We start from the raw sequence: 24,956 nt of genomic DNA, 5'->3' as shown, positions 1-24,956 counted from the left end.
AATGGGCAGCTGAAACCTGCATACAATTTATAGATAAACGTAAATTCTGAATATATTGTAGGACTGGATCTGTTCACCAATCCTACGGATGTAAGAACGCTTATTCCATTTTTATCAGTATTGGAAAGTAAAAACTTGAAATTTAAAAATATTATTGCAGATGCAGGATATGAAAGTGAAGAGAACTATGAATATCTTTTTAATAATAATTATACTCCATATACAAAACCACAAAATTATGAAAAGTAGAAAACTCGAAAATTTAAACAGGATATTTCTAAGGCGGAAAATATGTCGTTTGATGAAGAAACCGATACATATACGTGTGCAAATAAACAAAAACTTGAATTCAAGTATACGTCAAAATAAAAAAAAATAGAAGCTGAACTCAAAATTTTAATCATTTTGAGACAACCTCTTTTTTATTACCTTGATAACGATATGTAAAAAATAATAACGAAAAATACAATTATAATAACAAAAGATATTGAAATAAGTATAAAAATAATATATAATAAAAAGTAGGAGGTGGATGGAATGTATACAGAGATTTCTAAAATAATTGAAGGTGCATTATCTGGAGATAAGGAAAAGGTCTTTAATTATTCTAAAATATTAGCTAAAAATTTAGAAAATACTGGCGACTTATCATTGGCACGAAAAATAAATAATTTACTATCAAAAAAAAGAGGAAGTATATTATCTTTAGATTCATTATCATCTAAACCTGTTGATGGTGAAAGTAGAATGGATATGGTTGATATTTGTTACCCGATTATTGATAGAGAGAAATTAATTTTAAATAATGAAGTTACAAATGAAGTTCGAGATTTTATAAAGGGTTATGAAAATAGGGATAAATTATTAAAAGCTGGAATAGATGATTCTTGTACTTTGCTTCTTTATGGGCCACCAGGATGCGGAAAAACTTCGATAGCACAATACATATCTATGCAGACATGTCTTCCATTATTGACAGTGAGATTGGATGGAATGATTTCATCTTTGTTGGGAAGTACGGCAAAAAATATCAGGAAAATATTTGATTTTGCTTCAAGGCAGGAGTGTATTTTGTTTTTAGATGAATTTGATGTTATTGCTAAAATAAGAGATGACAAAAATGAAACAGGTGAATTAAAAAGAGTTGTAAATAGCCTTATTCAGAATATAGATGTTTTTAGTAAAGATAGTATTATAATTGCTGCAACAAATCATCATGAATTACTAGATCCTGCGATTTGGCGTAGATTTAATCGAGTATTAAGTGTAAATAAGCCTACGGAATTTGAAATTAATATACTTCTTAATATATGTATTAGTACATCAAAATTTAAATTTAATATAACAGACAAGAAAATTGAGAATTTAGCAACTTCATTAATTGGATTAAGTCATTCGGATATTAACACTATTATGAATAATTCTATGAGAAATGCTGTAATAAATGAAAAAAAAGAGATTGTTTCATTTGATATTTTAAGAGAAACTTTTTTATTTAAGAATCATTCGATAACTAATGAAGAAGATTTCATCAAATTTTTAATTCAAGGAGGAATGACCCATAGAGAATTACAAAGTCATGGATTTTCTCTAAGAAAGGTACAGATGATATCTAAAAAAGTAAGGGGTGAATAAAAATGAAAGAAACATTACCAATCAAATTTTTTGCTAAACGAGAAGAGGATAAGCAAAGAGTAGAAGGTGGTGGTGGAAAAGAACTTCCTAAATGGGTTCTTCATGGTGAAGAACTATATGAAAAATCTGTGGCATTATCGCGAGTTATAAAGGATGTATTAGAAGAAGAAAATTGGAATGAAAGAGATATACCAGTAATAATTGAAGTAAAGTTAAATAGAGATGCACATGCTAAAAGTCATAGAAGGAAAATTGAAAATATTTTTTTTACTAACAAGAATAATGTGATTGGAGTCACAGATGAAAATACTTTAGTTATTCGTGTGGATTCTCAAACAGATGGAGCTAAAATTGAAGAAAAAATAAGTGATGTTAAAAATAATGCGTATGGAATTTCTGGTATTGATAATATCATGAAATATAAGCCTATTGCATATAAAAGTGAAGGCATTTCTAACTATAAGGTAAAACTTTTTAATTTTAATGACTTTTCCACTAATAAAAGTCATAAAGCAAAATTTGAGATGTTTTTAAGAAATGAAAAGATTGAATTTATAAAAACAAATTATACGAAATCACTTATAATATATAAATTGCAAGATATATCTAACCTACAAATTGATAAACTTATAAACAATACATTGTTTGACTTAGCAGAAGAGTTTGTTCCCATGCCACATATATCAATCAATTTGGATATATTAAATAAAAAAGATAGTATAGAAATCAAAGAATATGATAGTGAGAAAAAAAGTGAAATTGTAGGTGTTTTAGATAATGGAATATGTAGGATAGACCCTTTACAGTCGTGGATTTATGGAGTTAGAAATTCACCATATCCAAATGAACTACTATTAGAAAATCATGGAACATTTGTTGCTGGTGTTATTACATATGGAGATGAACTTCAAGGTGAAGAAGTTGTTGGAGCTAAAAATATAAGAGTATTTGATGCTGCAATTTTTCCTGATACGCAAAAAGAAAGTATAGAGGAAGATGAATTAATACAAAATATTAGAGAAGTTATAAAAAATAATTATAAAGAAATAAAGATATGGAATTTATCAATAAGTATTGTTCGTGAAATATCTGAACAAAAATTTAGCGATTTTGCTATTGCATTGGACGATATTCAAGATGAGTATAATGTTTTGATATGTAAATCTACTGGAAATTGTACGAATTTTGCTAATGGAGATGCTATAGGAAAATTACATGAAGGAGCTGATTCTGTTAGATCATTGGTGGTTGGATCCATTGCTGATAAAAAAGAGAATGGTTGGATATCTGAGCCATATAATTTATCACCATTTTCAAGAAGAGGTCCAGGTCCAGCTTATATTATAAAACCTGATATTGTACATTTAGGTGGTAATGCTGGAGTTAACTCATGCAGAAAGATTATCCAAGGTGGTGTAAAATCATTTTCTAAAAATGGAGATATTGTTGAACAAGCAGGAACTAGTTTCTCAACTCCTAGAGTGGCTGCTTTAGCTGCAGGTTTATTAAACGAAATGGATGAGGAATTTGATTCATTGTTATTGAAAAGCTTAATAATTCATTCAGCTAGTTATCCTAAGAATACAGAAATACCAGAATTTGAAAGAACTAAATATCTTGGTTTTGGATTACCTGATACAGTTCATAATATATTATATAATTCTCCAAATGAAGCGACACTAATATTGCGTGATGTTTTACCAAAAGGAAACTTCATAGATATTAAAGATTTTCCTATGCCAGAATGTTTGGTAAAGAATGAGTTCTTTAATTTTCAAGTGATAGTAACACTTGTGTATGATCCTATTTTAGATCCAACTCAAGGATTTGAATATTGTCAGTCAAATATAGATGTAAGATTTGGTTCTTATGATGAAAAAATACCTAGGGATACAAGCAAAAATGGTATTTTAAATCCAATTGGAAGAAGTGGTACTCAAAATATACTGATAGGTTCATTGTACAGTAAGGTTAAAATGAAAGAATCATCAAAAGATTTTGCATTAAAAGAAAGAATGCTAATTCAGTATGGAGATAAATACTATCCAGTAAAAAAATATGCTGTAGATACATCAGAGTTAACAGATGGGAACAAAATAAAATATACAACTTCTGATAAAAAATGGTATCTTACAATAGATGGTACTTACAGAAGTAGCATTGAAGATAGAGCAGTTATTGAAAATAGAGAATTAAGTCAAGAGTTTTGCTTAATCATTACAATTAAAGATCCAACTAATACTTGTAATGTCTATAATGGTATTACACAAAAACTTGATGAATATAATTTTTGGCATAATAATATAAAAATATCTGAAAATATTAATGTTAATTTATAAAAATCCAAAGGTAGAAGAGGTAAGAAATTAATTACCTCCTCTTTATCCATATAAATATCATAGTTTTTACGTATCTTGTAAAGCTCGTCCATTGTGGATTTTGAGGAAAAATACTCTTGCATGAGGGTATTCTTTTTTTATTGGCTTTAGTCAGTTGAGTACGCAAAGCGTGCGAAACATAAAACCACCCGCTATGCGGGCGCGGAAACGTAATTTTGCAACAAAATACACCTTCCGTTATAATAGGTTTAAGCTACTATTAATGAAAGGAAGGTGTTTATATGGCTAATAAAACTAATAGCCTGTCTCATACTAAATGGATGTGTAAGTATCATATAGTATTTACACCTAAGTATAGACGAAAAGTTATATATAGTCAATACAGAAAAAGTGTGGGAGAAATTTTAAGAAGATTATGTGAATATAAAGGAGTTGAAATAATAGAAGGACATCTGATGAAAGATCACGTGCATATGCTGGTAAGCATACCACCAAAAATAAGTGTATCAAGTTTTATGGGATATCTGAAGGGGAAAAGTGCATTGATGATGTTTGATAAGCATGCAAACTTAAAATATAAATTTGGAAACAGACATTTCTGGTCAGAAGGATATTATGTAAGCACAGTAGGCTTAAATGAAGCAACAATAAAAAAATATATAGCCGAACAGGAGAAACATGATATAGCGATGGACAGATTAAGTGTAAAGGAATATGAAGACCCTTTTGAAGGGTGATCTTGACTTAAAACTTAATTGACAAAAAATCAGCTACATTTTATTCAATTTGAAGAAAAATGATAAAATTAACTTGATTTTTTCGTATTTCAAGTTAAAATTTAATGTAAGGTAAATTTCATTAATTAAAGAAAGCAGATACAGGGAGGAAATGTTATGAGAATATATGACAGCACTAACATTAGAAATGTCGGAATTTTGGGACATAGCGGTTCAGGAAAGAGTAATATGGTGGAGGGGCTGGAATTTACGGCTGGGCTTACCAATCGTATTTCAGTCAATGAAAATGACGCAAAAATTACTAATTCCTTGAGTTTACATGCAATTGAATATCAGGCTGCAAAATTTAATTTTGTGGATATTCCAGGATATGGGGATTTTTTTGGCGAAGTTGAATCAGGGCTTGCGGCAGTTGATGGAGCGGTTATTATTGTTGATGGGACTACAGATCTTACAGTTGGAACAGAAACAGCTCTGGAATTGACAGACAGCAGAAATATTCCACGATTTATTTTTGTAAATAAAATTGACAATGAAAAAGCTGATTATGAAAAGATTCTTTCACAGTTGAGAGAAAAATATGGTAAAAGAATTGCGCCGTTTCATGTACCTTGGGGACGTGGAGATGAATTTCGTGGACATATTAATGTAGTTGATATGTTTGCAAGGGAATTTGATAAAAACAAAAATGAATGTGCAACTGTGGAAATGCCCGCTGATATGGATGATGAAATAAATTCAATTCGTGAAATGCTTTTGGAAGCGGTAGCCGAAACAGATGAAGAATTAATGGACAAATATTTTAATGGTGTTGAATTTACAACAGCTGAAATTCATCATGGACTTAGACAGGGAGTGCTTGACTGCTCTGTAATCCCGGTTATTTGCGGTTCGACTTTAAAAAACATTGGGCTTCATACAACTTTTGACATGGTAAAGGATTTCTTGCCATCACCTAATGATAACAAGAAAATTGAGCCTGAAAAAAATACATTTGTATGTCAAATTTTTAAGACTACAATTGATTCTTTCTTAGGAAAAGTTTCGTATGCAAAAGTTTATTCTGGTGAAGTTAAGCAAGATAACGAAGTTTTTAATATAAATAGAAAAACAAAAGAAAGAATTGGAAAAATTTATACATTCGTTATGAATAAAATGGAAGAAGTTCAAAAGGGAATCGCTGGAGATATTGTTGTATTTTCAAAATTTAACAGTACAAAAACTTCTGATACATTGTCAACTAATGAAAAAGAAGCTGCCATAAAGGAAATAACTTTTCCAAAACCACAATTATTCGTGGCTATAGAGCCTTTGAACAAAAATGATGATGAAAAAATGTCTTCTGGACTTAATCGTCTAATGGAGGAAGACCCATCTTTCACTTGGCATAGAAACCTTGAAACAGGGCAGACAGTGCTAGGAGTACAAGGAGAACTTCATTCTGCAACAGTTATCGAAAAATTAAAAGCTAAATTTGGAATATCAATAAAAACTATCGAATTAAAAGTGCCGTACCGTGAAACAATCAAAGGAACTTCTGATGTTCAAGGAAAACATAAGAAACAATCAGGAGGACACGGACAATACGGAGATGTATTAATTAAATTCTCTCACGTAGACGAAGACTTTGTCTTTGAAGAAACAATTACAGGTGGAAGTGTTCCAAAATCATATATTCCAGCAGTGGAAAAAGGATTAAGAGAATCGCTAAAAGAGGGAGTTCTAGCTGGTTATCCAGTAACTAACATAAAAGCTGTCTTATACGACGGTTCATATCACGATGTTGATTCTTCAGAATTAGCCTTTAAAATTGCTGCAAACTTGGCTTTCAAAAAGGGAATGCTGGAAGCAAAACCAATTTTATTAGAACCAATTATGGAACTTACAATTATCATTCCAGAAGAATATATCGGGGATGTAATGGGCGACATCAACAAAAAACGTGGTAGAGTAATAGGAATGGAAGCCCACAAAAATACAAAACAAAAAATAGTAGCTGAAGCCCCAATGTCAGAAACATTCAAATACGCCAACGAATTGAAAGCCATCACACAAGGACGTGGATATTTTGAAATGAAACTCGTGAGATACGAAGAATTAATGGGAGACTTGGCACAAAAAGTAATTGACAGCAGAAAAAAATAAAACTTAACTAAAAATATTTTTTAATAATTTGAAAAAAGAGAGAAATTTAATAATATTATTTTTCTCTTTTTTTGTTTTGATAAAGTAAAATTAACTCCTATTTGAATAGTAGAAATTAGAAAATTCATGGAATTAAAGCTTTTTTACAAGATTACTATTTATACAAACTATGTAACTATTAAAATGTCCTTAATTAAATTTAATCATTAAATATCCGTATAAAGGATTCTTATACAGATTTTGAAAAATTGCTTATTGTTAATAAATATTTTTTCATAATTCTATGTTTTTTCTTTTTATATAAGCAAGGGAAATCGTCGCCATTTCCCTTTATTTCACAATAATGGTTATTTTAACATATTAATGCCATACTCAAGATAATAGATTATCTCTGGCTCGTCTAAGCATTTTTTTGAAATATTCCAAATTTTATTTGAGAAAGTAGTCGAAACATTCATTATTTGGATAAACCTTGATTACTACGAAAACGAAACTCGTTAACATTCACTTTTGCAAATAAAGATTAGAACAACTCTATAATATATTTGCTATATAATAAAAAATGGGTATTTAAGAAAAAGAAAAAGGAAAACAAGCCGATACGTACAAATTATTTCAGGGAAAAGTTTTATAAGACGCTGGAAGCATTAGAAATGAATCATAAGCCATACGATTGCCGAAAGACATTGGCAACTTTTATGAAAAATTACAAATAAATAAAAAAACTAAAAAAATGAAAAAGATAACTGAATACCTTTTTGGTACTGTATTACCTTGCTTTGTAAAAAATTGGCAAAAAAAATATGCTACCCTTGTGATAGCATATTTAAAAAGGAGTTTGAAGAAAAAACTTCTTTTTTAAGAGAAAGCCAGTAAAAATGGGTATAAAATTTAATTTGGGGACCAACGGGGGACCAACCTCAAAAAGTAAAAAAATGAAGTCGCTATTTATGGGGGTTTGTGAGTACCAATAAAAATACCACTACTTTTGCAATTTTAAAACAAAAAATCTAGCTAATAAAAAAAGGATTATTCACATTTGAGTAGTCCTTTTTTAATATAAATTATTTTCCAGCTGATTCAAATTCTATGTGAAATATGGTATAATTATGTTACCAATCCAAAGGCTAGTAGTGTATTTCATAATGGCACTACTCCAATATAATATTTAATGCAACCACTTAGAATTGGAAATGCAACCGAAAGTAACCAAAAACACAACCAATTTTAATGGTTGCAAAATGCTAAGGAATACAGCAATAATAAGGGTTAAAGGTAACAACCGAAAATAAAATTTGTTGGAAAATTACGGAAAAATTGCACCAAATTAATAGAATTTGCACCAAAAACAAAACTGGTGCAAACAGTACACAAAAGCAGGAATAATAAGTGATTGAATAGATAATAAAGAATCACGAAAAATGGCAAAACTTTTCAGTAAATGAGCTAATAAATAACCAATATTGGTGCAAACAATAAATACAATTGAACTTGATAAAATAATGGGCCTGATGTAGAAATTCAGATTTTTTTATTGCTTTTTATATATTTTAAGTGTATAATATATATATAATATAAATATTTAAGGAGTGATAAAGATGAGTGCAACAACTATAAATATAGATGATACCACTAAAAAAGAGGCACAGGAGTTATTCAAGGACTTAGGAATGAACTTAACTACAGCGATAAACGTATTCTTAAAACAGGCAATAAAAGAACAGAAGATACCTTTTGAAATTAGGAATCCACGTCCAAGACAAGAGTTATTGGCTGCTATTAAAGAGGCAGAAGAAATGGAAAGAACTGGCAATATGGGTAAAGGCTATTCGTCAGCAAAAGAAATGATAGAGGACATACTGGAAAATGAAGAATAATGATAAAATGATATACTCAATACATACAACTAAACAATTTCGCAAAAGTTTGAAACGTGTAGAAAGACGTGGATATAATACAAATTTATTAGATGAAGTTGTAGAAATGCTGGCAAAAGGGGAGAAGTTACCTGAAAAGAATAAAGACCATTCTTTGATAGGAGACTTTATAGGACATCGTGAGTGTCATATAGCACCTGATTGGCTGTTGGTATACAAGATAACAGAAAAGGGCTTGATACTGTTATTAACAGATACAGGAACTCACAGCGACCTGTTTGGATAAGATAAACGAATCACAGTTTATTAATTTAGCTGTGATTTTTTTATGCAAAAATGAAAAGGTACTTTGGAGAACTTAAAACAAAGCGAACGGGTTCGAAGCCCCAGAAAAAATATGTATGATGACTTTTTTAAGTTTTAGTTCTGTTCCGTTTTTTAGATGAATTATCATTAAAAAGCTAGTAAAAATAATATGTTAAAAGAATTTCAAAAAACAGTTTTTAGGAAATATGACAAAAAATAAAGCGATTTGAGAACATTTTACATCTTAGCCATAGTTTTATATCAAAAAGTTTACAAACGAACGTGAGTGGAATGTTAGCCACCTTAGAATTGATTTTAAGAATAAATGTTGAAATGTAAATTATAAAAATTTCACTTCAAAAAATTATGGAGTCAAATTATAAAAGCTGGTGCGGAAAATTTCCGTATCAGATTCAACAAGTAAAAAAATACTACAAATTACTACATAAATACGACGCCTTTAATTTAAGGTATCGCATTTGGGTTGGCTGAAATTTTAGCAGACCTATTCAAAAATGATGTGAGTAAAATATTTTACCTACGTACTTCACAGAGAAGAACACTGGAGCTACTACTTAAATTTAAGTAACAGCCAATAACAAATGGGCCTATTGTTAGAACAGCCTATAAAACCGCAATAGCACGTTAAGATTAAAAAATAAAATAATTTTTTAATGTAAATTAAGCGATTTAAGAGAGATTTATACTCTAGCCATAGATTAATGCCAAAATTTAATTTATCGAATGTGATACCCCCTTTACGTTCGTCTGTGGACGTCTTATGATTAAATTGAGAAATAGAAAATATAAATTACTAAAAAATACTAAAATTTGAAATAATCTTAGCTTGCTGATTCGTTGTAAAAATAATTGCAGGAAACACTAAATTTGAATTAGGGTATAAAAAAACTCCCTAAGTTAGATTTATGCAGTACGGATATAAAAACTTAACAAAAGCCAACAATTTAATTTCCATTAACATTAAAAAAATGTTTTATTTTTTAATCTTAACGTGCTTATCCGGATTTAAGGAATAGGCCCAAATGTAAATTAATTGTCTGTAAGTTTCACAATACTGTGAGTTTAAAAACAAGCTGTGGAAGTATTTTGATAAGTTAGGCAGTGAAATTATCAAAGAAATGAATTGAAAGCGTGTATGAGCTTGTATTTGGCTTATATGAGGTTAAATTAATTCACGGTACGAAAAATTTTCGTATCAGGGTTATCACTTATTCATCCTGAAAAAAATTATAAGGGAAATGTTGGTATAAAATCACGTTCGCCATAAGGGCGAGGGCAAAATATATTGCTTATTAACTTTTCCCCACAAATGGAGAAATAAAAACAACCAAAGGGGAGTTTATCTCTATTGGATGTATTCAATAATTATTCACGACCTAAGTTTAACATAGCCCGTTATCTGATATATAAATTTTATATACTGGCTAACAAAAGCTAACACAGTAGATTTTATCTATTCACTTCAAAGGGTGTCGCTTTTAACTACTCCCTTAACAATCCGTTCAATAGGGGTAGACAATTCGCCTAGTCCTTTAACTATGGGTAGGCGATTTGCCCAGTCGTTTAATTATGGGTGCACGATTCGTTCAGTCGTTTTGAGATGGCAGAAGTTTTGCGGTTTGATTTAGGGATTAATGAATTAATCAAAATCCTTTTCTAGTTCCTTTTCTTCTTCAATTTGTTTTTCTAGAATTTCCATATATGAAAGGCTTCCCGTTTCCCAATCTTCGCCAAAAGTATCAAATATAATTTTAAAATCTAACATAATCTTTTTTTTAGTCATAGAGATTAATTGTCTTAATTGTGTTATCTCAATTAAAGTGTCAATTTGTAATTTATCATTTTTACAATATAAAAGATTATCGTATATATCTAAAAAATCAAATTCAAATCCATTGTATAAAAGAAATTCCACTATCGCCTTTTCATCTTTTTTCAAAAAAACTTCTCTATCGTCCAAATCAATGAGAATATTTCTTAATTTTTTGTCAGGTTGGTATGTATCTGTAAATAAAATTTGATAATATTTTTCCATTTCATCCAATTCATCGACATTTTTGGTATCTTTTAACAATTCGTCAGGGGAAATATCGAAAGTTTTGCAAATTTTAAATAATACCGATTCACTAGGGGTTAAGTCGCCGTACTCATATTTTTGTATTGTTGAAATTGATAAACCTGTTTTATTGGCAAATTCCTTTTGTGTTAATTTATTTTTAGTTCTTAGTTCTTTTATTTTTTCGTTTATTTTCATAATTATTCACCAATCCAATCCATTTGCTTCTATAACTATCATATCACAAAAATCAAAAAATACAAACAAAAAATACTTGACACTTATATAGTATGTATGCTATATTTAAATAAAATACATACATAGTATGTGATAGTTAGGGGTGATAAAAAATGATTAACAGAAAATTATTGGATTCAAAAATGGTATTAAACGGAAAAACACAGGACGATGTAGCTAAATTATTCGGCTTTTCAATAGTTCCAGTAAACAAAAGATTTAATGGGAGAACTAAATTTAAGCCCGAAGAAATCGCAAAACTAAAAGAATTTTTAAATTTAACCAATGATGAAGTAGTAGAAATCTTTATAAACGAATAGGGCTGGGCTGAAATTTTAGCCGAGCAATATTAAAAAACAGGATAGGAGAGGTAAGAAATGAAAGAATTAGCAGTATTGAAAGAAAGTACAATGACAAGTAGAGAAATTGCAGAGGTAACAGGGAAAAGACACGCAGATGTATTAAGAGATATTAAAGATGAGATTGAAAAGCTGGAAAACAAAGGGCTTGATACTGAACGCATTTTTGCGTTGAGTGAATATTCGGACAATACAGGAAGAAAATTGCCACAGTACGATTTAACAAAAGAGGGGGTATTCCAGTTAGCGGCTCGATATGATGCGGTAGTAAGATTTAAGTTAATTGAAAGAGCTACTAAACCTAAGCAGTTTACTAAGATTGAGTTGTTACAAATGCAGATAGAAAGCGAGCTTGAAAACGAAAGATTAAGAATTGAGAACGAGGCACAAAAGGAAATAATCAAAGGGCTTAATGGAGATTTACAGCCTTATCAGATAGAGGACATTATAAACAGGGTCGTAAGAGTTGGTGGGGGAAATTACGGGAACAGATACAATGAAATTTACAGGGTATTTAAGGAACAATATCACATTGATTTAAAGGCTAGAATGACTAACTATAACAAGACGGTAAGGGCAAAGGACAGATTTAAAAGCGTGCTTAAATATGCACTAGCGAATGATTATGGCAAGGACTTATTAAAAGTGGTAACAAGGCTATACCCCGAAAGTGTAAGGGTTATAATGGACGGAATCAATCAAAATACAGGGCTAGGGAATAATGAAGTTTTGTTATTGAACTAGATCCGAAAATAAACAAATAAATAAAATTTAATATTGAAATGGAGTGGTAAAGAATGAAACACAAATTTGAAGCCATAGGAATGGTAAACAAGAACAGCGACAAGGCAAGGGAAAAGGAACAAAAGAAAATCATTAACAGAATCAAGAAAATATTTAAATAGGAGAGTGGATTAAATGGAAGAAATGAAAGAAAAAGCGAAAAAAAGTATGGAAGAAGCAATACTTGAATGGGCAGATATAGAACTTGAGATACGTTGCAAAAGAAAAATGGATATTGTAATGAAAGAACTTAAAAGCAGTAGAGAGGCGAGTAATTTTTTTGCTGATTTACTTGTAGAAACACAAAAAACTTTTTTTGAATTAGGAAAGCAAGTGGCAAGAATGGAAATGGAGGGATAGGAAATGACTATATACATTGGATACGAACTAAATAACGAATTGAGTAAACTTATTGCAAAGGCGGAAGAAAAAAGGCTGATATTTTTAGAAAGCCTAAGAATAACTAGAGAAAGCCACGAAGGTGCGTGGGGTTCACCAGAAGAAATTGAAAAAAATATCACGCAGAATATGAAACCTGTAAAAGAAAAATTTGAGATTGAAATAAAGCAAATAAATGCTGATATAACTGGAAATATTAAAGAATACAGTCAAAAATGGAGCAAAAAAGAAATTGAAAAAATAGACTTTGATAAACTTAAATATATAATGGAATTTTCAAAATTTGATATACCAGATGAACTTTTTGAAGAAATAGTATTTGAAATTTTAGGTTACGAGGCTAATAATCTTAAAATGCTTAGAATAATAAGGGAAATATTGGGGAACAGAAAAATAGGAAAATTATTTACAAGGCTAGATAAAGAAAAGGAACTTGAAAAATTGATAAACAAGGACTTAGAAAAATACCTTGATTTTGAACTTGAGCCGCAAACAGAAATGAGCTTTGAAGAAAAATACAGACCGTTTTTAAATGCTATTGAAGAAATACAAACTAAAGTTTTAGAAATAAAAACAGGCAGATAATACAGGAATTTACGAGAACGGAATTTTCCGTTCTATTAACTGAAAAAATAACGGGAGGAATACAGGATGGAGAAAATTAATAGTGATGAAAGAGCAAAGGCGATAATCAAAGCATTTAAACAATTAAGCGTGGAAGAAATGGAGAAATTATTGATTAAGTTAGGAATACCGACAGACAGAAAATTATAGGAGTGTTAGAAAATGGATAGAATGGGTATATTAAGAAAAGTCTTAACAACAACAAATGAAGAACGAAAAAAGAAGTGGATTGAAACACAAAAAGAACGGAAAATACAGGCAGTAGCATTTGTTGAGTTTTTAGGCGAATTGATGATACCTGGTAATCAAATAATTCAAATAGTGGATAAAGTTACCGATTTGTTAGAGGTGTCAATAGATAATGTTGTTTTTGAGGCACTTATTGACGAAAGCGAGCAAATAATGAAAGTCTTTGATGAAGAGGAAGACGGACAACCATTATCATAACAGCGAAAGGAGAAAATATGAAATCAGTATATTGCAAGCATTGTGGAACGTTCTTATTTGGAATAGAGAACAGCTGTATTTATTATGCCGCCAAATGCAAGAAGTGTGGCAAACTGAATTATGGAAAATCACAGCAAGAATATAATCCGAAGAAAAAGGACAAGAAATAAAAAAATGCCTGTTATTTCACAAAAAGGGGGGAGTGTTATAACAAGCAATCATAATTATTTTGGTGTATTTCTATATATCAATTATACCATATCAGAGCAGTTAAGACAATCAAAATTTAGGCCCTAATCTTTAAATGATAAGAGAATAAAAATGTAATATTAAATACCATAACAAATTATACGTTTTTGAAGTAAAAAATAGGAAATAAAAATGTAAAGTTAGATACCATAACAACAAAAAATGTAAGATTAATACAAGGTTAAAAAAATTACGTGATTTTGAGTGAACAAAAATTTTTCCCTTTTCTTATATATAGTTATATGGGGTAGTTATCTTACATTTTTAATCATTTTTCATTCAAAGATATAATCTAGATAGCATAAATAAAGGCTTAGAATACAAAATAATCTATATATTTCAAAGAAAAGCAATGATAATTTATTGATTATATACAGACATACACAAGGAAAAATGATTATAGAAAAAAGAGAGGGATAATGCACGCCGAATTTAACATTTGGGTAAGGAAGTGAATTGAATGGAAAAAAGTGGGAATTATCCTAAGCGATATAGATATACAGAAAAAGAAACAGATAGGATAATAGAGATATTGGAAATCATAGAGGAATACAGGAAGACAAATGAAGTTGATGAAATAATAGACTGCATAAACAATGAACTTTTATACAGTGCTGGAGAAATAAACTTTGTAACAAGGTGTAAGCGCCAAACTTGTCCTTTATGCCGAGAAAACAAAAAATTCAAGTCCTTTTTAAAACTAAAGAAAAAAATCAATGAACAAAACGGAATCCGATATATCCTAATAACATTTAACGGCAGAGAAATAAGCGATTTATCGAAATTAAGCAAGGAAGTGGGAGAAAATAATGAAATAGTGGCTAAAATCATAAGGAAAAGGAGCATACAGGCAATAATGCTGGGCTATATAAAAATAGTTGAAATTTCCTATAATAAATATACAGGAAAGTTATTGCCGCATATCCATTTATTATTAGGAGTTAGAGAAGACTTTAAGAAACATTGGATCAGAAAAAAAGAAATAGAAAAATTGGAAAAGACTTGGAAAAAATGGAAAGGAGAGGAAATTAAGAACGCTATTGACGTAAAAATAGTAAAAGATACTGAAAATGATATTGATACAGTATTAAAATATATAACTATTGTAGGAAAAAAGCGTATAATGAAACTTGATGATATGGAAATTCGGGCCTTTTTTGAAATGATAAATGACAGGAAAAGGCTGTTTACTGCTTCAGGAATATTCAAATAACAAAACGGGGTGATTTAATTGAACTTGAGAGCAAAGAGAATGGCATACAACGTATTAAAGCTCAAGATAAAGGATAAAAAAATGAATTACCAGAAATTAGCTAAGGAATTAAGAATATCGGAAAGTGGACTTAATAAAAAAATAAACGGAAAAAATTATTTTACACAGTCGGAAATATACAGGATAAAAGAGTTATTAGAACTAACGGACAATGAACTGATTAAAATATTTTTTTGACTATTGTAAAAAACGGTATTAAAATTATAGGGTAGAGTAGTGCCTATTAGCTAGATTTTTGGATTGGTGGAAGAAATGAAAAGAATAAAAAATGCAAATGGTACTGGAAGTGTAACAAAAACCACAAAGAGAAAGCCGTACAGGGTAAGGGTTACGGACTGGAGAACAAAGAAAAGGGTATCGCTGGGCTATTATGAAACAAGGAAACAGGCAATGGAAGTGCTGAATGAATATTTATACAATCCCTATGACGTAGAAAACAGCACAATGACATTTAAGGGGTTGTATAGATTATTTATTGAGAATCAGAAAGGACTGGTTGCAGTTGGCACGATAAAAGGCTACGAGAACAGCTTTAAGAGATGTAAGCCGTTACATAGTCTAGTATTCAGGGAAATAAAAGGACCGCAAATGCAAGATACAGTAAACAGTCTTAATTGCAGTGTAGCAACAAAGAAGATCACAAAGAACTTTTTGACAGTATTATCCAATTATGCTATGGAACTTGAGATAATGACAGTGAACAGAGCGAAGTTTATAAGGTTGCCAAAGGAAAGCAGCAAAAGGCAAAAGAACGTGTTTACAGGCTATGAAATTCAAAAGCTGTGGAATAATATTGGCATACAGTGGGTAGACTATATTTTAATTATGATTTACACAGGTATGAGAATAGGTGAAATTACAGAACTGAAAAAAGAAAACGTTGACTTGCTGCGTAGAATTATAAACGGCGGAAACAAGACGGAAAAAGGGAGACATAGACAAATACCGATACACAAGGATATATTTCAGTTAGTGAAAGGACTATATGAGAGCAGTCCAACTGAATATTTGTTATATAATAAAAAATGGGTATTTGAGAAAAAGAAAAAAGAAAATAAGCCGATACGTACAAATTATTTCAGGGAAAAGTTTTATAAGACGCTGGAAGAGTTAAAAATGAATCATAAGCCACACGATTGCCGAAAGACATTGGCAACCTTTATGAACAATCAAAAAATAAATAGCGTTGTAATAACCGATATACTAGGACACGAGGACATAAGCACTACAAATGAATATTATATTCAATCAGACATCGAGGAATTGACTGTATCAATGGATAACATCAAATTTTTGAATGATGTAAATTAAAACCATTAATTGAATCAATAAAACTGATAATTTGTAGGCAATGAATTTGGGGACCAACGGGGGACCAACCGGCAAGGTAAATGAGTACCTTTTTTAGAAAAATCACAAATAAATAAAAAATATTAAAAAATGAAAAAGGTAACTGAATACCTTTTTGGTACTGTATTACCTTGCTTTGTAAAAAATTGGCAAAAAAAATATGCTACCCTTGTGATAGCATATTTAAAAAGGAGTTTTGAAGAAAAAAGTTTTCACTTTTTCTATTGGTCAGATGTAATTATACAGGATAATTCTTATAATAAAATTTTTATTTTCTTTGTTTTTAATTTGTTAAAGAAATATATTTGAATTATATTATTTATTATGATTTTCTGATTTTTTTTGCAAATTACAGACCGAAACACCTGAACAACTGCAGCAGTCTGTTCCACAAAAATTTTTATTTTTCTTATAATCTTTGTATATTTTTCTAAAAACTGCGATTACAACTATGGCTGCAATTACAGCAACAATGATTGTTTTTTCCATGTTTGCACTTCCTTTCAAGATTGTATGGCTAATAGTAAATTTTATTTAGCAAAATTATTTTAAAATTATATGTTAATCTAAAAATATATTTAAATCACAGTAATTCAATGATTCTAAAATTATACAAATAATCGGGCGACATTAAAGAACAGTATTGATACAACATAAGGTAAAATTAACAGCATTGATACTTGGAATGCCAATAATTTCCATCCAAACTCCTGTTTTAACGCTCCCATTGCTACAGCACATGGTACTACAAGAAGGACGTACAGCATAAATGAATAGGCTCTTATTGGACCGTATTTGTCATTCCATAGATTTCTGATTGCTGGAACAATATTTCCTCCTGCATCTTCATCAAGCTCTTCCTGATTTTTCATTTCTAATGTTGAAATTTTGAATGTTGCAACGTGTCCCAGTGATTTTAGCGAATCAACTACGGCACCTCCCAACGCGATTCCTTGATCCTTTAAATCAGCCATGAAATTATATTCTTGCTTCTCATCTTCTTCCTGCGACAACAAAATTTGTCCTAAAAATCCTACAACAGTTTCCTTTGCTATGATACTTGGCACAATGGAAGCCACAGGTTCCCATCTGTCACCAAAACCGGTTGGCTTGAATACAGGCTGTACGACTTTTGCTGCCTGTCCTAAGTAGGAATTTTCAGCATCCCCTTTATTTGGGAAATATTGGAAAAACCAGATAATTAGCAAGATTCCCAAAATTATTGTAGTTGCTCTTTTAATATAAGCGAAAGTTTTAGATTTCATATTGTTCCATACAACTTTGGCACTTGGCAGTCTGTATGGAGGAAGTTCTATCAGCAGTTCCGTGTTATTTCCTTTAAAATAATTGAATCTTTTTAGTATGAATGCTACGAAAAGAGCCATAAATACTCCAAAAAGATAAATTGAAACAACAACTAAGGCTGCATGTTTGCTAAAAAATGCTGCTGCAAGCAGGGAATAAACTGGAAGTCTTGCACCGCACGACATAAATGTGGCAATAACCCCTGTCAGCCTTCTCGTTTTTTCATCTTCCAACGTTCTTGTCGAATAAATGGCTGGAACTGTACATCCAAATCCGATTAGCATTGGGATAAAGGCTTTTCCAGAAAGCCCAACCTTTGTCATCATCTTGTTCAGAATAAATGCTACACGTGCCATATATCCACTTTCTTCAAGAATCGCCATGAAAAAGTATATAAAGAACATAAGCGGAACAAATGTCAAGACTGAACCTACTCCAGCAAGAATCCCTTCCAGCACAAAGCTGCTAAGCCAGTCAGGCACCCCTTCAATAGCGTGTCCCACATATTTTATTACAAAGTCGCTAAAAAAACCGTCAATCCAGTCGATAAACGGAGAACTTCCGTCAAATACAATAACAAATACTGCATAAATTATGGCGAGAAATGCAAGTCCACCAAAAAATTTATTCAAAAGTATTTTGTCAATTTTGTCTGTCAGTGCAAATTTATCTCCGGTACCTCTTTTTAAGTTGGCTGAAATAATTCCACGCACAATTCCATATCTTGCTCTTGCCAGTACATCTTCGGGTACAATTCCATAATGGTCTTCAAGACTCTTTTTTTCAGTGTTTCCGATGCTTGATAAGTCAATCCCGAATTCATTTTTCACTATTGCCAGTATATTTGTATCATTTTCTAAAATTTTGATTACAAGCCAGTCAACAGGGTATTTTTCCAACACTTTTTCATAGGATTTCTCATTTTTCAGTTTATTTTTCAAAATTTCAATATTACTTTCAATTTCTTTGTCAAACAGAAGTCTGTGCTGTTTATGTTCTGATGAAGTTTGTTTTGAAATTTCAACTGCCTTTTCCATAAGCTTGTCTACACCATGCCCAGATTTTCCGCTTGTAAAGACTACTGGGATGCCAAGCTGCTTTTGAAATCTGTCCACATTCAGCTCATAGCCAATTCTTTTAAATTCATCCTCAAAGTTAAGCGCCATGACGATTGGAATGCCAAGTTCCTTTAATAGTGCAGTTAAGTAAATATTTTTCTCAAGCGATGTTGAATCCATAACATTGATTACCACATCAACTTTTTCATTTAGCAAAAAATCCCTTGAAACACGTTCTTCAGGAGTATTTATTGACAAATTGTAAATTCCTGGCAAATCAATAAGTTTTATATCTTCATTGCCTATCTTAAAAGAAACTTCCTTTTTTTCAATTGTTACGCCCGGCCAGTTTCCTATCTTTAAACTTGCATGCGAGATTTGGTTAATTAGGGCAGTTTTTCCTACGTTGGGATTCCCGACAAATGCTACGTTTATCATTTTACCACCTCAATCTGAATGTGATTTGCTAAATTTGTGCTGATTACGATTTTAGTTTCCACTGTTTTTATGAGAATATTTCCATTTGCGATATTTTCAATTGTGCAGGCATCTCCTCTGCATACTCCCAGACTCAATAACCGTGTGTCCAATTTCCTCTCATCAATATCTTTTAATAAAAATTTTTCTCCGACTTTTCCTTCTACTAACGTCATCTCGGATCATCTCCTCTCTTTTTCTGTAATGTTTATTGATTTTTCGATTTCCAAAAGCGTATTTATACTTATATGAAAACTATTTTAGAATTAAACTTAATATTGTTTAATTTCATAAGTTTTAGATTAAGGAATTCTAATACATACTTAGAATAATTTGAAATATATTTTAAAATCATTTCAAAAATGTAACATATACTATGAAAACCGAATATTTTAATTGCCAAACTAATTTTATACCTTTTTAAAAAATAATGCAAGTTTTTTCTCTTTTTAAAAAAAATGAACATAAAAAAAGCAGGAAAACTTCAATTTAAAACAAAGTTCCTGCCGTAATATATTTTTTTTTCTAAGAATTAAAATTTTATTTATGTTTTTTATAAGCTCTAATTCTGTTTGGAAGTGAGAACAATTTTATAAATCCTTCTGCATCTTTATGGCTGTAAAGCTCACTTGCGCCAAATGAAGAGATTTTTTCATCATACAAGGCAAAATCAGTGAATCTTCCAGCGATTTTTATGCTTCCCTTATACAATTTCAATTTTATTGTACCATTCACATTTTTTGAAGTTTCGTCTACAAATGCGTCAAGCCCTTCACGAAGTGGTGTAAACCATTGTCCTGAATAAGTTATGCCTGCATATTTTTGTGAAACAAGTTTTTTAAATTCAAAAGTGTCCTTATCAAAAATTAAAGTTTCCAGTTCCTTTAGTGCTTCCATTAACAGTGTTCCGCCCGGCGTTTCATAAATTCCTCTTGACTTCATTCCAACCAGCCTGTTTTCCACAATGTCAATTACACCGACACCATTTTCTCCAGCGATTTTATTTAATTTTCTTAATAATTCCACTGGCTCCAATGCTTTGCCGTCAACTTTTACAGGCCAGCCCTGCTCAAATGTAATATCCACATAAGTTGGCTTATCTGGCGCTTTTTCAGGAGGAGTTGTCATCATATAGACAATATCTTCCTTATGTTCATTCTCAAGCCCTTCAATATCTCCTCCTTCGTGGGAAATATGCCATAAGTTTTGATCTCTTGAATAAATTTTTTCTTTTGTTACACTTATTTTTATACCTTTTTTTTGTGCGTAGTCAATCGCATCTTCTCTTGAGGAAATATCCCAGATTCTCCAAGGAGCAATTATTTTTAATGTTGGATCCAATGAAAATACTCCAGTTTCAAATCTAACCTGATCATTCCCCTTCCCAGTACATCCGTGACAAATATATGTCGCACCTTCCTTATGGGCAACATCTACCAATGTTTTGGAAATTAACGGACGTGCAAATGAAGTTCCCAGTAAATATTTATTTTCATAAACTGCTCCCGCTCTTAAAGCACGGAAAGCATAATCTCTTACAAATTCATCTTTTTTATCTTCTACATAAACTTTGGAAGCGCCAGATTCTATGGCTTTCACTTTCACGGCTTCCATATCTTCGTTTTGTCCAACATCCACACAGCACGCAATTACCTCTAAATCATAATGTTCCTTTAGCCAAGGTATGATAATTGATGTATCAAGCCCGCCTGAATACGCTAAAACTACTTTTTCTTTTGTCATTTTCCTGTTTCCCTTCAATTAAAATTTATTTGGAAAATTTTGCTTCAATGTCTTATTCCAGTTGTCAACTCTACCTTTCTGAGTTTTTAAGAAAGCGTCAACGTCACCTTCAACTATAACTTTTGTCATCACATCTCCATTAGATAGTTTTTTAACAACAGCCAAATCAGTATCTGATACAACTTCTCCAAAAATAGTATGATTTCCATTTAACCATTCTGTCGGCACAGTCGTAATGAAAAACTGGCTTCCATTTGTTCCTGGCCCAGCATTCGCCATAGCCAGTTTACCAGCTTTAGAAAAGTTCAGTCCATTATTAACTTCATCTTCAAATTGGTATCCTGGTCCTCCTGCTCCTGTTCCAGTTGGATCTCCGCCTTGAGCCATAAAGTTTTCAATAACCCTATGAAATTTTAATCCGTTGTAATATCCTTTTTTTGCCAAATTTACAAAATTAGCAACAGTTACAGGCGATTTGTCAGGTAATAAATTAATATTAATATCACCTTTTGCAGTAATAATTTTCGCTTTCATCTTATACTCTTTACTGTATGATTGCACAGCAACAGTCATCATCATTAAAATCGATAACATCAGTAACGATACTCTTTTAATCATACATCTCCTTTCATTTCAATATTTGATTTGTTTTAAGGAACTTTATTTTAAAGTAAAACCTGTTATTCAAATAGTTAAAATTTCTATTTTTATTTAAGTTTATTTAAATAAGTCCAGATACATTCTATCATATTGTGAAAGATTTTTGAATATAATTTTAAAATTATTTAAAAGCATTGTATTTCTGGTATTATAGTTAATCCAGTTAAAAATTGGAGCAAAAATTATGTAAATAACTTTTTACTTTCATATTAAACTAGAATTGCTATGTATTCTAAAAATTTTGTTTAATAGACATTGCTTTCTTATAAATTAAAACGTACAAAATTATACATGCTCAAAAAGTAAAACGGCAATTTAATAAAACTGCCGTCCTAAATTTATTTATAAATTATTTACCATCGAATACTGTTGGATAAGCTTTATCATTATTAAATGCCCAAGAACCATTGTAATAGTAGCTATTGTCATTTGAATTATAAACTAGATTTTTACCTGCTTTTAAATGCATGTATTTGTATTTTTTCAAATATTTTTCAGTTTTTTCAACATTTTGAATTAATACGCCCACTTTTACATTCTCATAAGTTTCACCGTCGAACACACATTTGTCAAAATCTACATCAACTCGATAATCTTTTTCATTAATTTTCTTAAAATCACTATACTCTTTCGGAATATTACAATATGAATCTTTTTCTAGTTTCGCAGTTTTAGTATGCACCTTTTTTACTTCTGTACCTTCTGCAAAAGCCATCATAGACATAATAAACAATACAAACATACTCTTTTTCATAATAAATTTCCTCCTTGATTTTATTTCTATTATAATTTATCTATAATAGTATATCATATTTTCTTTGATTTTTCTATTTTTTAGGAAAATAAGGTAAATTTTTATTAAAAATACATCTAAAATTAATCAATAAATGTGAGAATTAAATATAATGCTATTTCCCATTTAAAGAGTAGAAAATCAAAAAAGTTATGAAATTAAAGTCATTTTTTTACATGATTATGCTATTATATAACCTATGTAACTATTAAAATATCCTTTACTTAAATTTATCATTAAGTATCCATATAAGGGATTTTTATTTAGATTTTGAAAAACTGCTTATTATTAATAAATATTTTTTTATGGAGTTTAGTATAAAATATTTGGATGGGAAAATCTTTATAAAAAACTTTGAGAAATCAAAAAAATATGGTACAATAATTTTGTAGAAAAAATTCCTACCACTACTAAGTCTGAAAAAATTTTGTGATACTGATAAATAAAGGGGTTCCTCAAACGTACGTAAGAATAGTAAATTCATTAAAATAATGATTGGAATAAAAAAATTAAAAAGCAACAACTTTTATATGAGGTTGTTTTTTTGTTTATAAAAAATTGTGAAAAAGGAGTGAAAGGAATGGCGTTAATTTTTGTTACTGGCGGGGCGAAAAGTGGGAAAAGTAAATTTGCTGAAGAGTTAATTTTAAATTTGAATAATGGGAAGCAGGAAAATGTGTATTTGGCAACATCGCTTGTGTTTGATGAGGAAATGAAGGAAAAGGTGAGGTTGCATAAGGAAAGACGGAAAAACGATTGGGGAACTGTGGAAACTTATAAAAATTTTGAAAATAAATTAAATAAATATTTTCCTAAAACAAAAAATGGAATTAAAAATAATATGCTTGTGGATTGCCTAACAAATATGATTACTAATATAATTTTTGAGGAAAAGGATGTTGACTGGGATAATTTTGATAAAAAGTCTTATGTAAAAATTGTGGAAAAATTGGATAAAAATGTGGAAAATACAGTAAATGAACTGCTGAATATAACAAATCAATTTGAAAATACGATAATTGTGTCAAATGAGTTGGGATTGGGGCTTGTGCCAAGTTATCCATTGGGACGTTATTTTCGTGAAATTGCAGGAAAAATGAATCAGGCTGTGGCAAAAAGGGCTGATGAAGTTTATTTTGTGGTGTCTGGCATTCCAATGAAAATTAAATAATATTTTTTATAAAAGGGGAAATTTTTATATGAAAAATGAAAAGTTAAATTTACAGCTAGAAAAGAATAAAATTAGACAAGAAATTTTGAAAACAAGAAATAATTTATCCACTGAAGAAGTAGAAAAAAAAAGTAATTTAATTATTCAAAATTTGGAAAAATTTATAAAAAATGCTGAAAATATAATGATTTTTATGGATATGAAAAATGAAGTGAGAATCACAAAATTGATGGAACTTTATCCTGAGAAAAGTTTTTTTATTCCAAAAATTACAGATAGTAAAAATAGAGAAATGAAAATTAATAAATATGAGGAAAATGAGCTTGTATTACATAAATTTGGATATTATGAATCTTCTTCCAGTGACTTTTACAACGAAAACATTTTGGACATCGTAATTGTTCCTGCGGCTGTCTTTGATTTGGAAAAAAATCGGATTGGATTTGGAGGCGGATATTATGATACATTTCTGAAAAAAGTTCGAAGGGGGAATAAAAAAGCTATATTTATTGGTGTGTGCTATGATTTTCAGGTTGTTGACAAGATTCCAAGAGAAGAGCACGATATAATCGTAGATTTTGTTGTGAATGAAAATCAGGTTTTTGAATAAAATTATTAGAAATTTTAAATTTAATTAAAAAAATAATTGACAATTCTAATTAATTTGGTAAAATATAGTGTAGCTATGTTTTTTTTAAAGGTTTTGTTAATTTATAATAAAATAAAACGCCTAGTAAAACTATTTTTAAATTTGAACAGAAAATTAAAATTTTAGTTTTTTATTTCATAAAATATTTAAACTTTAATTTTGAAAGAGAATAGACTTTGATTTTTTTATAAATAATTGACTTGAAATTTTAAATTATATTATTCGGTGTATTGTCAAGTCAAGTGCGGCAAGCTTGAATTGGA

The 24,956-nt window shown here is 30.3% G+C and carries 26 protein-coding genes and 1 pseudogene; 19 read left to right on the top strand and 8 right to left on the bottom strand.

Translation table 11 applies throughout. From position 1 onward, the window contains the following. The first annotated feature begins 537 nt into the window (after positions 1-537). The gene (locus HW275_RS03580) at positions 538-1,635 is read left to right on the top strand and encodes an AAA family ATPase (protein ID WP_178935226.1); all 1,098 of its coding nucleotides are present in this window, start codon (positions 538-540) and stop codon (positions 1,633-1,635) included. A gap of 2 nt (positions 1,636-1,637) precedes the next feature. After that, positions 1,638-3,974, top strand: coding sequence for a S8 family peptidase (locus HW275_RS03575; RefSeq protein ID WP_178935225.1), 2,337 nt, complete (start codon positions 1,638-1,640; stop codon positions 3,972-3,974). A gap of 38 nt (positions 3,975-4,012) precedes the next feature. Here HW275_RS03575 and HW275_RS12240 read toward each other — a convergent pair. After that, positions 4,013-4,111, bottom strand: a pseudogene (locus HW275_RS12240) (relaxase); the annotation flags it as partial. 144 nt (positions 4,112-4,255) lie between these two features. Here HW275_RS12240 and tnpA point away from each other — a divergent pair. The 5 genes from tnpA (at position 4,256) to HW275_RS03550 (ending at position 9,019) form a co-directional block, all read left to right on the top strand. After that, the gene (tnpA, locus tag HW275_RS03570; protein ID WP_178935224.1) at positions 4,256-4,711 is read left to right on the top strand and encodes an IS200/IS605 family transposase; all 456 of its coding nucleotides are present in this window, start codon (positions 4,256-4,258) and stop codon (positions 4,709-4,711) included. Positions 4,712-4,867: 156 nt separating this feature from the next. Beyond that, the gene (locus HW275_RS03565) at positions 4,868-6,856 is read left to right on the top strand and encodes a translation factor GTPase family protein (RefSeq protein WP_178935222.1); all 1,989 of its coding nucleotides are present in this window, start codon (positions 4,868-4,870) and stop codon (positions 6,854-6,856) included. A 545-nt stretch (positions 6,857-7,401) separates the two neighbouring features. Next, positions 7,402-7,572, top strand: a complete 171-nt coding sequence (locus HW275_RS03560) for a hypothetical protein (RefSeq protein ID WP_255460004.1) — start codon at positions 7,402-7,404, stop codon at positions 7,570-7,572. 882 nt (positions 7,573-8,454) lie between these two features. Beyond that, positions 8,455-8,733, top strand: a complete 279-nt coding sequence (locus HW275_RS03555) for a type II toxin-antitoxin system RelB/DinJ family antitoxin (RefSeq protein ID WP_178935220.1) — start codon at positions 8,455-8,457, stop codon at positions 8,731-8,733. Between the two features lie 7 nt (positions 8,734-8,740). Next, entirely contained in the window at positions 8,741-9,019 is a 279-nt protein-coding gene (locus HW275_RS03550; protein WP_178935218.1) for a type II toxin-antitoxin system YafQ family toxin, read from the top strand. 1,680 nt (positions 9,020-10,699) lie between these two features. Here the strand turns inward: HW275_RS03550 and HW275_RS03545 are convergent. Then, positions 10,700-11,314, bottom strand: a complete 615-nt coding sequence (locus HW275_RS03545) for a helix-turn-helix domain-containing protein (RefSeq protein ID WP_178935216.1) — start codon at positions 11,312-11,314, stop codon at positions 10,700-10,702. 152 nt (positions 11,315-11,466) lie between these two features. On the opposite strand from HW275_RS03545, the gene HW275_RS03540 reads away from it, so the two are divergent. From HW275_RS03540 to HW275_RS03500, 10 genes are all read left to right on the top strand, one after another. After that, the gene (locus HW275_RS03540) at positions 11,467-11,673 is read left to right on the top strand and encodes a helix-turn-helix transcriptional regulator (RefSeq protein WP_021770108.1); all 207 of its coding nucleotides are present in this window, start codon (positions 11,467-11,469) and stop codon (positions 11,671-11,673) included. Positions 11,674-11,730: 57 nt separating this feature from the next. Further along, the gene (locus HW275_RS03535) at positions 11,731-12,456 is read left to right on the top strand and encodes a Rha family transcriptional regulator (protein WP_178935213.1); all 726 of its coding nucleotides are present in this window, start codon (positions 11,731-11,733) and stop codon (positions 12,454-12,456) included. Positions 12,457-12,630: 174 nt separating this feature from the next. Then, complete coding sequence (locus HW275_RS03530) at positions 12,631-12,855, top strand: hypothetical protein (RefSeq protein WP_178935211.1); 225 nt, start codon at positions 12,631-12,633, stop codon at positions 12,853-12,855. 3 nt (positions 12,856-12,858) lie between these two features. Further along, positions 12,859-13,479: a hypothetical protein gene (locus tag HW275_RS03525; RefSeq protein ID WP_178935209.1), complete on the top strand. Its 621-nt coding sequence runs from the start codon at positions 12,859-12,861 to the stop codon at positions 13,477-13,479. Between the two features lie 66 nt (positions 13,480-13,545). Continuing rightward, positions 13,546-13,668, top strand: coding sequence for a hypothetical protein (locus HW275_RS12350; protein WP_255460003.1), 123 nt, complete (start codon positions 13,546-13,548; stop codon positions 13,666-13,668). A gap of 12 nt (positions 13,669-13,680) precedes the next feature. Then, entirely contained in the window at positions 13,681-13,965 is a 285-nt protein-coding gene (locus tag HW275_RS03520) for a hypothetical protein (RefSeq protein WP_178935207.1), read from the top strand. 17 nt (positions 13,966-13,982) lie between these two features. Further along, positions 13,983-14,135, top strand: a complete 153-nt coding sequence (locus HW275_RS03515) for a hypothetical protein (RefSeq protein WP_178935205.1) — start codon at positions 13,983-13,985, stop codon at positions 14,133-14,135. 539 nt (positions 14,136-14,674) lie between these two features. Continuing rightward, positions 14,675-15,427, top strand: a complete 753-nt coding sequence (locus HW275_RS03510) for a protein rep (RefSeq protein WP_178935203.1) — start codon at positions 14,675-14,677, stop codon at positions 15,425-15,427. 18 nt (positions 15,428-15,445) lie between these two features. Then, a complete protein-coding gene (locus tag HW275_RS03505; RefSeq protein WP_178935202.1) occupies positions 15,446-15,664 on the top strand; it encodes a helix-turn-helix transcriptional regulator in 219 nt (72 codons plus the stop codon). A gap of 75 nt (positions 15,665-15,739) precedes the next feature. Next, positions 15,740-16,798 (top strand): site-specific integrase, encoded by a 1,059-nt coding sequence (locus HW275_RS03500; protein ID WP_178935200.1) that lies wholly within the window; start codon positions 15,740-15,742, stop codon positions 16,796-16,798. Between the two features lie 354 nt (positions 16,799-17,152). On the opposite strand, the gene HW275_RS03495 is transcribed toward HW275_RS03500, so the two are convergent. From HW275_RS03495 to HW275_RS03470, 6 genes are all read right to left on the bottom strand, one after another. After that, positions 17,153-17,326 carry a FeoB-associated Cys-rich membrane protein gene (locus HW275_RS03495; protein ID WP_178935198.1) on the bottom strand — a complete coding sequence of 58 codons (174 nt, stop codon included), beginning with the start codon at positions 17,324-17,326 and terminating at the stop codon, positions 17,153-17,155. A 119-nt stretch (positions 17,327-17,445) separates the two neighbouring features. Then, positions 17,446-19,638 carry a ferrous iron transport protein B gene (gene feoB / locus HW275_RS03490; RefSeq protein WP_178935196.1) on the bottom strand — a complete coding sequence of 731 codons (2,193 nt, stop codon included), beginning with the start codon at positions 19,636-19,638 and terminating at the stop codon, positions 17,446-17,448. Then, a complete protein-coding gene (locus HW275_RS03485) occupies positions 19,635-19,853 on the bottom strand; it encodes a FeoA domain-containing protein (RefSeq protein ID WP_012806491.1) in 219 nt (72 codons plus the stop codon). The genes feoB and HW275_RS03485 overlap by 4 nt, the downstream gene beginning before the upstream one ends. Before the next feature lie 364 nt (positions 19,854-20,217). Further along, positions 20,218-21,420, bottom strand: a complete 1,203-nt coding sequence (locus HW275_RS03480) for an argininosuccinate synthase (protein ID WP_178935194.1) — start codon at positions 21,418-21,420, stop codon at positions 20,218-20,220. 18 nt (positions 21,421-21,438) lie between these two features. Then, on the bottom strand, positions 21,439-21,993 hold the full coding sequence (locus HW275_RS03475) for a peptidylprolyl isomerase (protein ID WP_178936397.1): 555 nt from the start codon (positions 21,991-21,993) through the stop codon (positions 21,439-21,441). A 436-nt stretch (positions 21,994-22,429) separates the two neighbouring features. Then, positions 22,430-22,834, bottom strand: coding sequence for a MarR family transcriptional regulator (locus HW275_RS03470; RefSeq protein ID WP_178935192.1), 405 nt, complete (start codon positions 22,832-22,834; stop codon positions 22,430-22,432). A 619-nt stretch (positions 22,835-23,453) separates the two neighbouring features. Here HW275_RS03470 and cobU point away from each other — a divergent pair. Next, positions 23,454-24,044 (top strand): bifunctional adenosylcobinamide kinase/adenosylcobinamide-phosphate guanylyltransferase, encoded by a 591-nt coding sequence (gene cobU, locus HW275_RS03465; protein ID WP_178935190.1) that lies wholly within the window; start codon positions 23,454-23,456, stop codon positions 24,042-24,044. Between the two features lie 28 nt (positions 24,045-24,072). Then, positions 24,073-24,654 carry a 5-formyltetrahydrofolate cyclo-ligase gene (locus HW275_RS03460; RefSeq protein WP_178935188.1) on the top strand — a complete coding sequence of 194 codons (582 nt, stop codon included), beginning with the start codon at positions 24,073-24,075 and terminating at the stop codon, positions 24,652-24,654. Positions 24,655-24,956: the final 302 nt, after the last annotated feature.

The sequence above is a fragment of the Leptotrichia sp. oral taxon 223 genome (assembly GCF_013394795.1).
GTDB lineage: Bacteria > Fusobacteriota > Fusobacteriia > Fusobacteriales > Leptotrichiaceae > Leptotrichia.
This window is presented reverse-complemented; position numbering and strand designations above follow the sequence as displayed.

Bases quoted from the DNA above. Each gene is read 5' to 3' on its own strand.
- HW275_RS03460 (WP_178935188.1), top strand. From the start codon at position 24,073: ATGAAAAATGAAAAGTTAAATTTACAGCTAGAAAAGAATAAAATTAGA.
- tnpA (WP_178935224.1), top strand. From the start codon at position 4,256: ATGGCTAATAAAACTAATAGCCTGTCTCATACTAAATGGATGTGTAAG.
- HW275_RS03495 (WP_178935198.1), bottom strand. From the start codon at position 17,326: ATGGAAAAAACAATCATTGTTGCTGTAATTGCAGCCATAGTTGTAATC.
- HW275_RS03580 (WP_178935226.1), top strand. From the start codon at position 538: ATGTATACAGAGATTTCTAAAATAATTGAAGGTGCATTATCTGGAGAT.
- HW275_RS03555 (WP_178935220.1), top strand. From the start codon at position 8,455: ATGAGTGCAACAACTATAAATATAGATGATACCACTAAAAAAGAGGCA.
- HW275_RS03525 (WP_178935209.1), top strand. From the start codon at position 12,859: ATGACTATATACATTGGATACGAACTAAATAACGAATTGAGTAAACTT.
- HW275_RS03470 (WP_178935192.1), bottom strand. From the start codon at position 22,834: ATGAAAAAGAGTATGTTTGTATTGTTTATTATGTCTATGATGGCTTTT.
- HW275_RS03545 (WP_178935216.1), bottom strand. From the start codon at position 11,314: ATGAAAATAAACGAAAAAATAAAAGAACTAAGAACTAAAAATAAATTA.
- HW275_RS03575 (WP_178935225.1), top strand. From the start codon at position 1,638: ATGAAAGAAACATTACCAATCAAATTTTTTGCTAAACGAGAAGAGGAT.
- HW275_RS03485 (WP_012806491.1), bottom strand. From the start codon at position 19,853: ATGACGTTAGTAGAAGGAAAAGTCGGAGAAAAATTTTTATTAAAAGAT.
- HW275_RS03530 (WP_178935211.1), top strand. From the start codon at position 12,631: ATGGAAGAAATGAAAGAAAAAGCGAAAAAAAGTATGGAAGAAGCAATA.
- HW275_RS03475 (WP_178936397.1), bottom strand. From the start codon at position 21,993: ATGACTGTTGCTGTGCAATCATACAGTAAAGAGTATAAGATGAAAGCG.
- HW275_RS12350 (WP_255460003.1), top strand. From the start codon at position 13,546: ATGGAGAAAATTAATAGTGATGAAAGAGCAAAGGCGATAATCAAAGCA.
- HW275_RS03550 (WP_178935218.1), top strand. From the start codon at position 8,741: ATGATATACTCAATACATACAACTAAACAATTTCGCAAAAGTTTGAAA.
- HW275_RS03520 (WP_178935207.1), top strand. From the start codon at position 13,681: ATGGATAGAATGGGTATATTAAGAAAAGTCTTAACAACAACAAATGAA.
- HW275_RS03480 (WP_178935194.1), bottom strand. From the start codon at position 21,420: ATGACAAAAGAAAAAGTAGTTTTAGCGTATTCAGGCGGGCTTGATACA.
- HW275_RS03510 (WP_178935203.1), top strand. From the start codon at position 14,675: ATGGAAAAAAGTGGGAATTATCCTAAGCGATATAGATATACAGAAAAA.
- HW275_RS03500 (WP_178935200.1), top strand. From the start codon at position 15,740: ATGAAAAGAATAAAAAATGCAAATGGTACTGGAAGTGTAACAAAAACC.
- cobU (WP_178935190.1), top strand. From the start codon at position 23,454: ATGGCGTTAATTTTTGTTACTGGCGGGGCGAAAAGTGGGAAAAGTAAA.
- HW275_RS03535 (WP_178935213.1), top strand. From the start codon at position 11,731: ATGAAAGAATTAGCAGTATTGAAAGAAAGTACAATGACAAGTAGAGAA.
- HW275_RS03515 (WP_178935205.1), top strand. From the start codon at position 13,983: ATGAAATCAGTATATTGCAAGCATTGTGGAACGTTCTTATTTGGAATA.
- feoB (WP_178935196.1), bottom strand. From the start codon at position 19,638: ATGATAAACGTAGCATTTGTCGGGAATCCCAACGTAGGAAAAACTGCC.
- HW275_RS03540 (WP_021770108.1), top strand. From the start codon at position 11,467: ATGATTAACAGAAAATTATTGGATTCAAAAATGGTATTAAACGGAAAA.
- HW275_RS03565 (WP_178935222.1), top strand. From the start codon at position 4,868: ATGAGAATATATGACAGCACTAACATTAGAAATGTCGGAATTTTGGGA.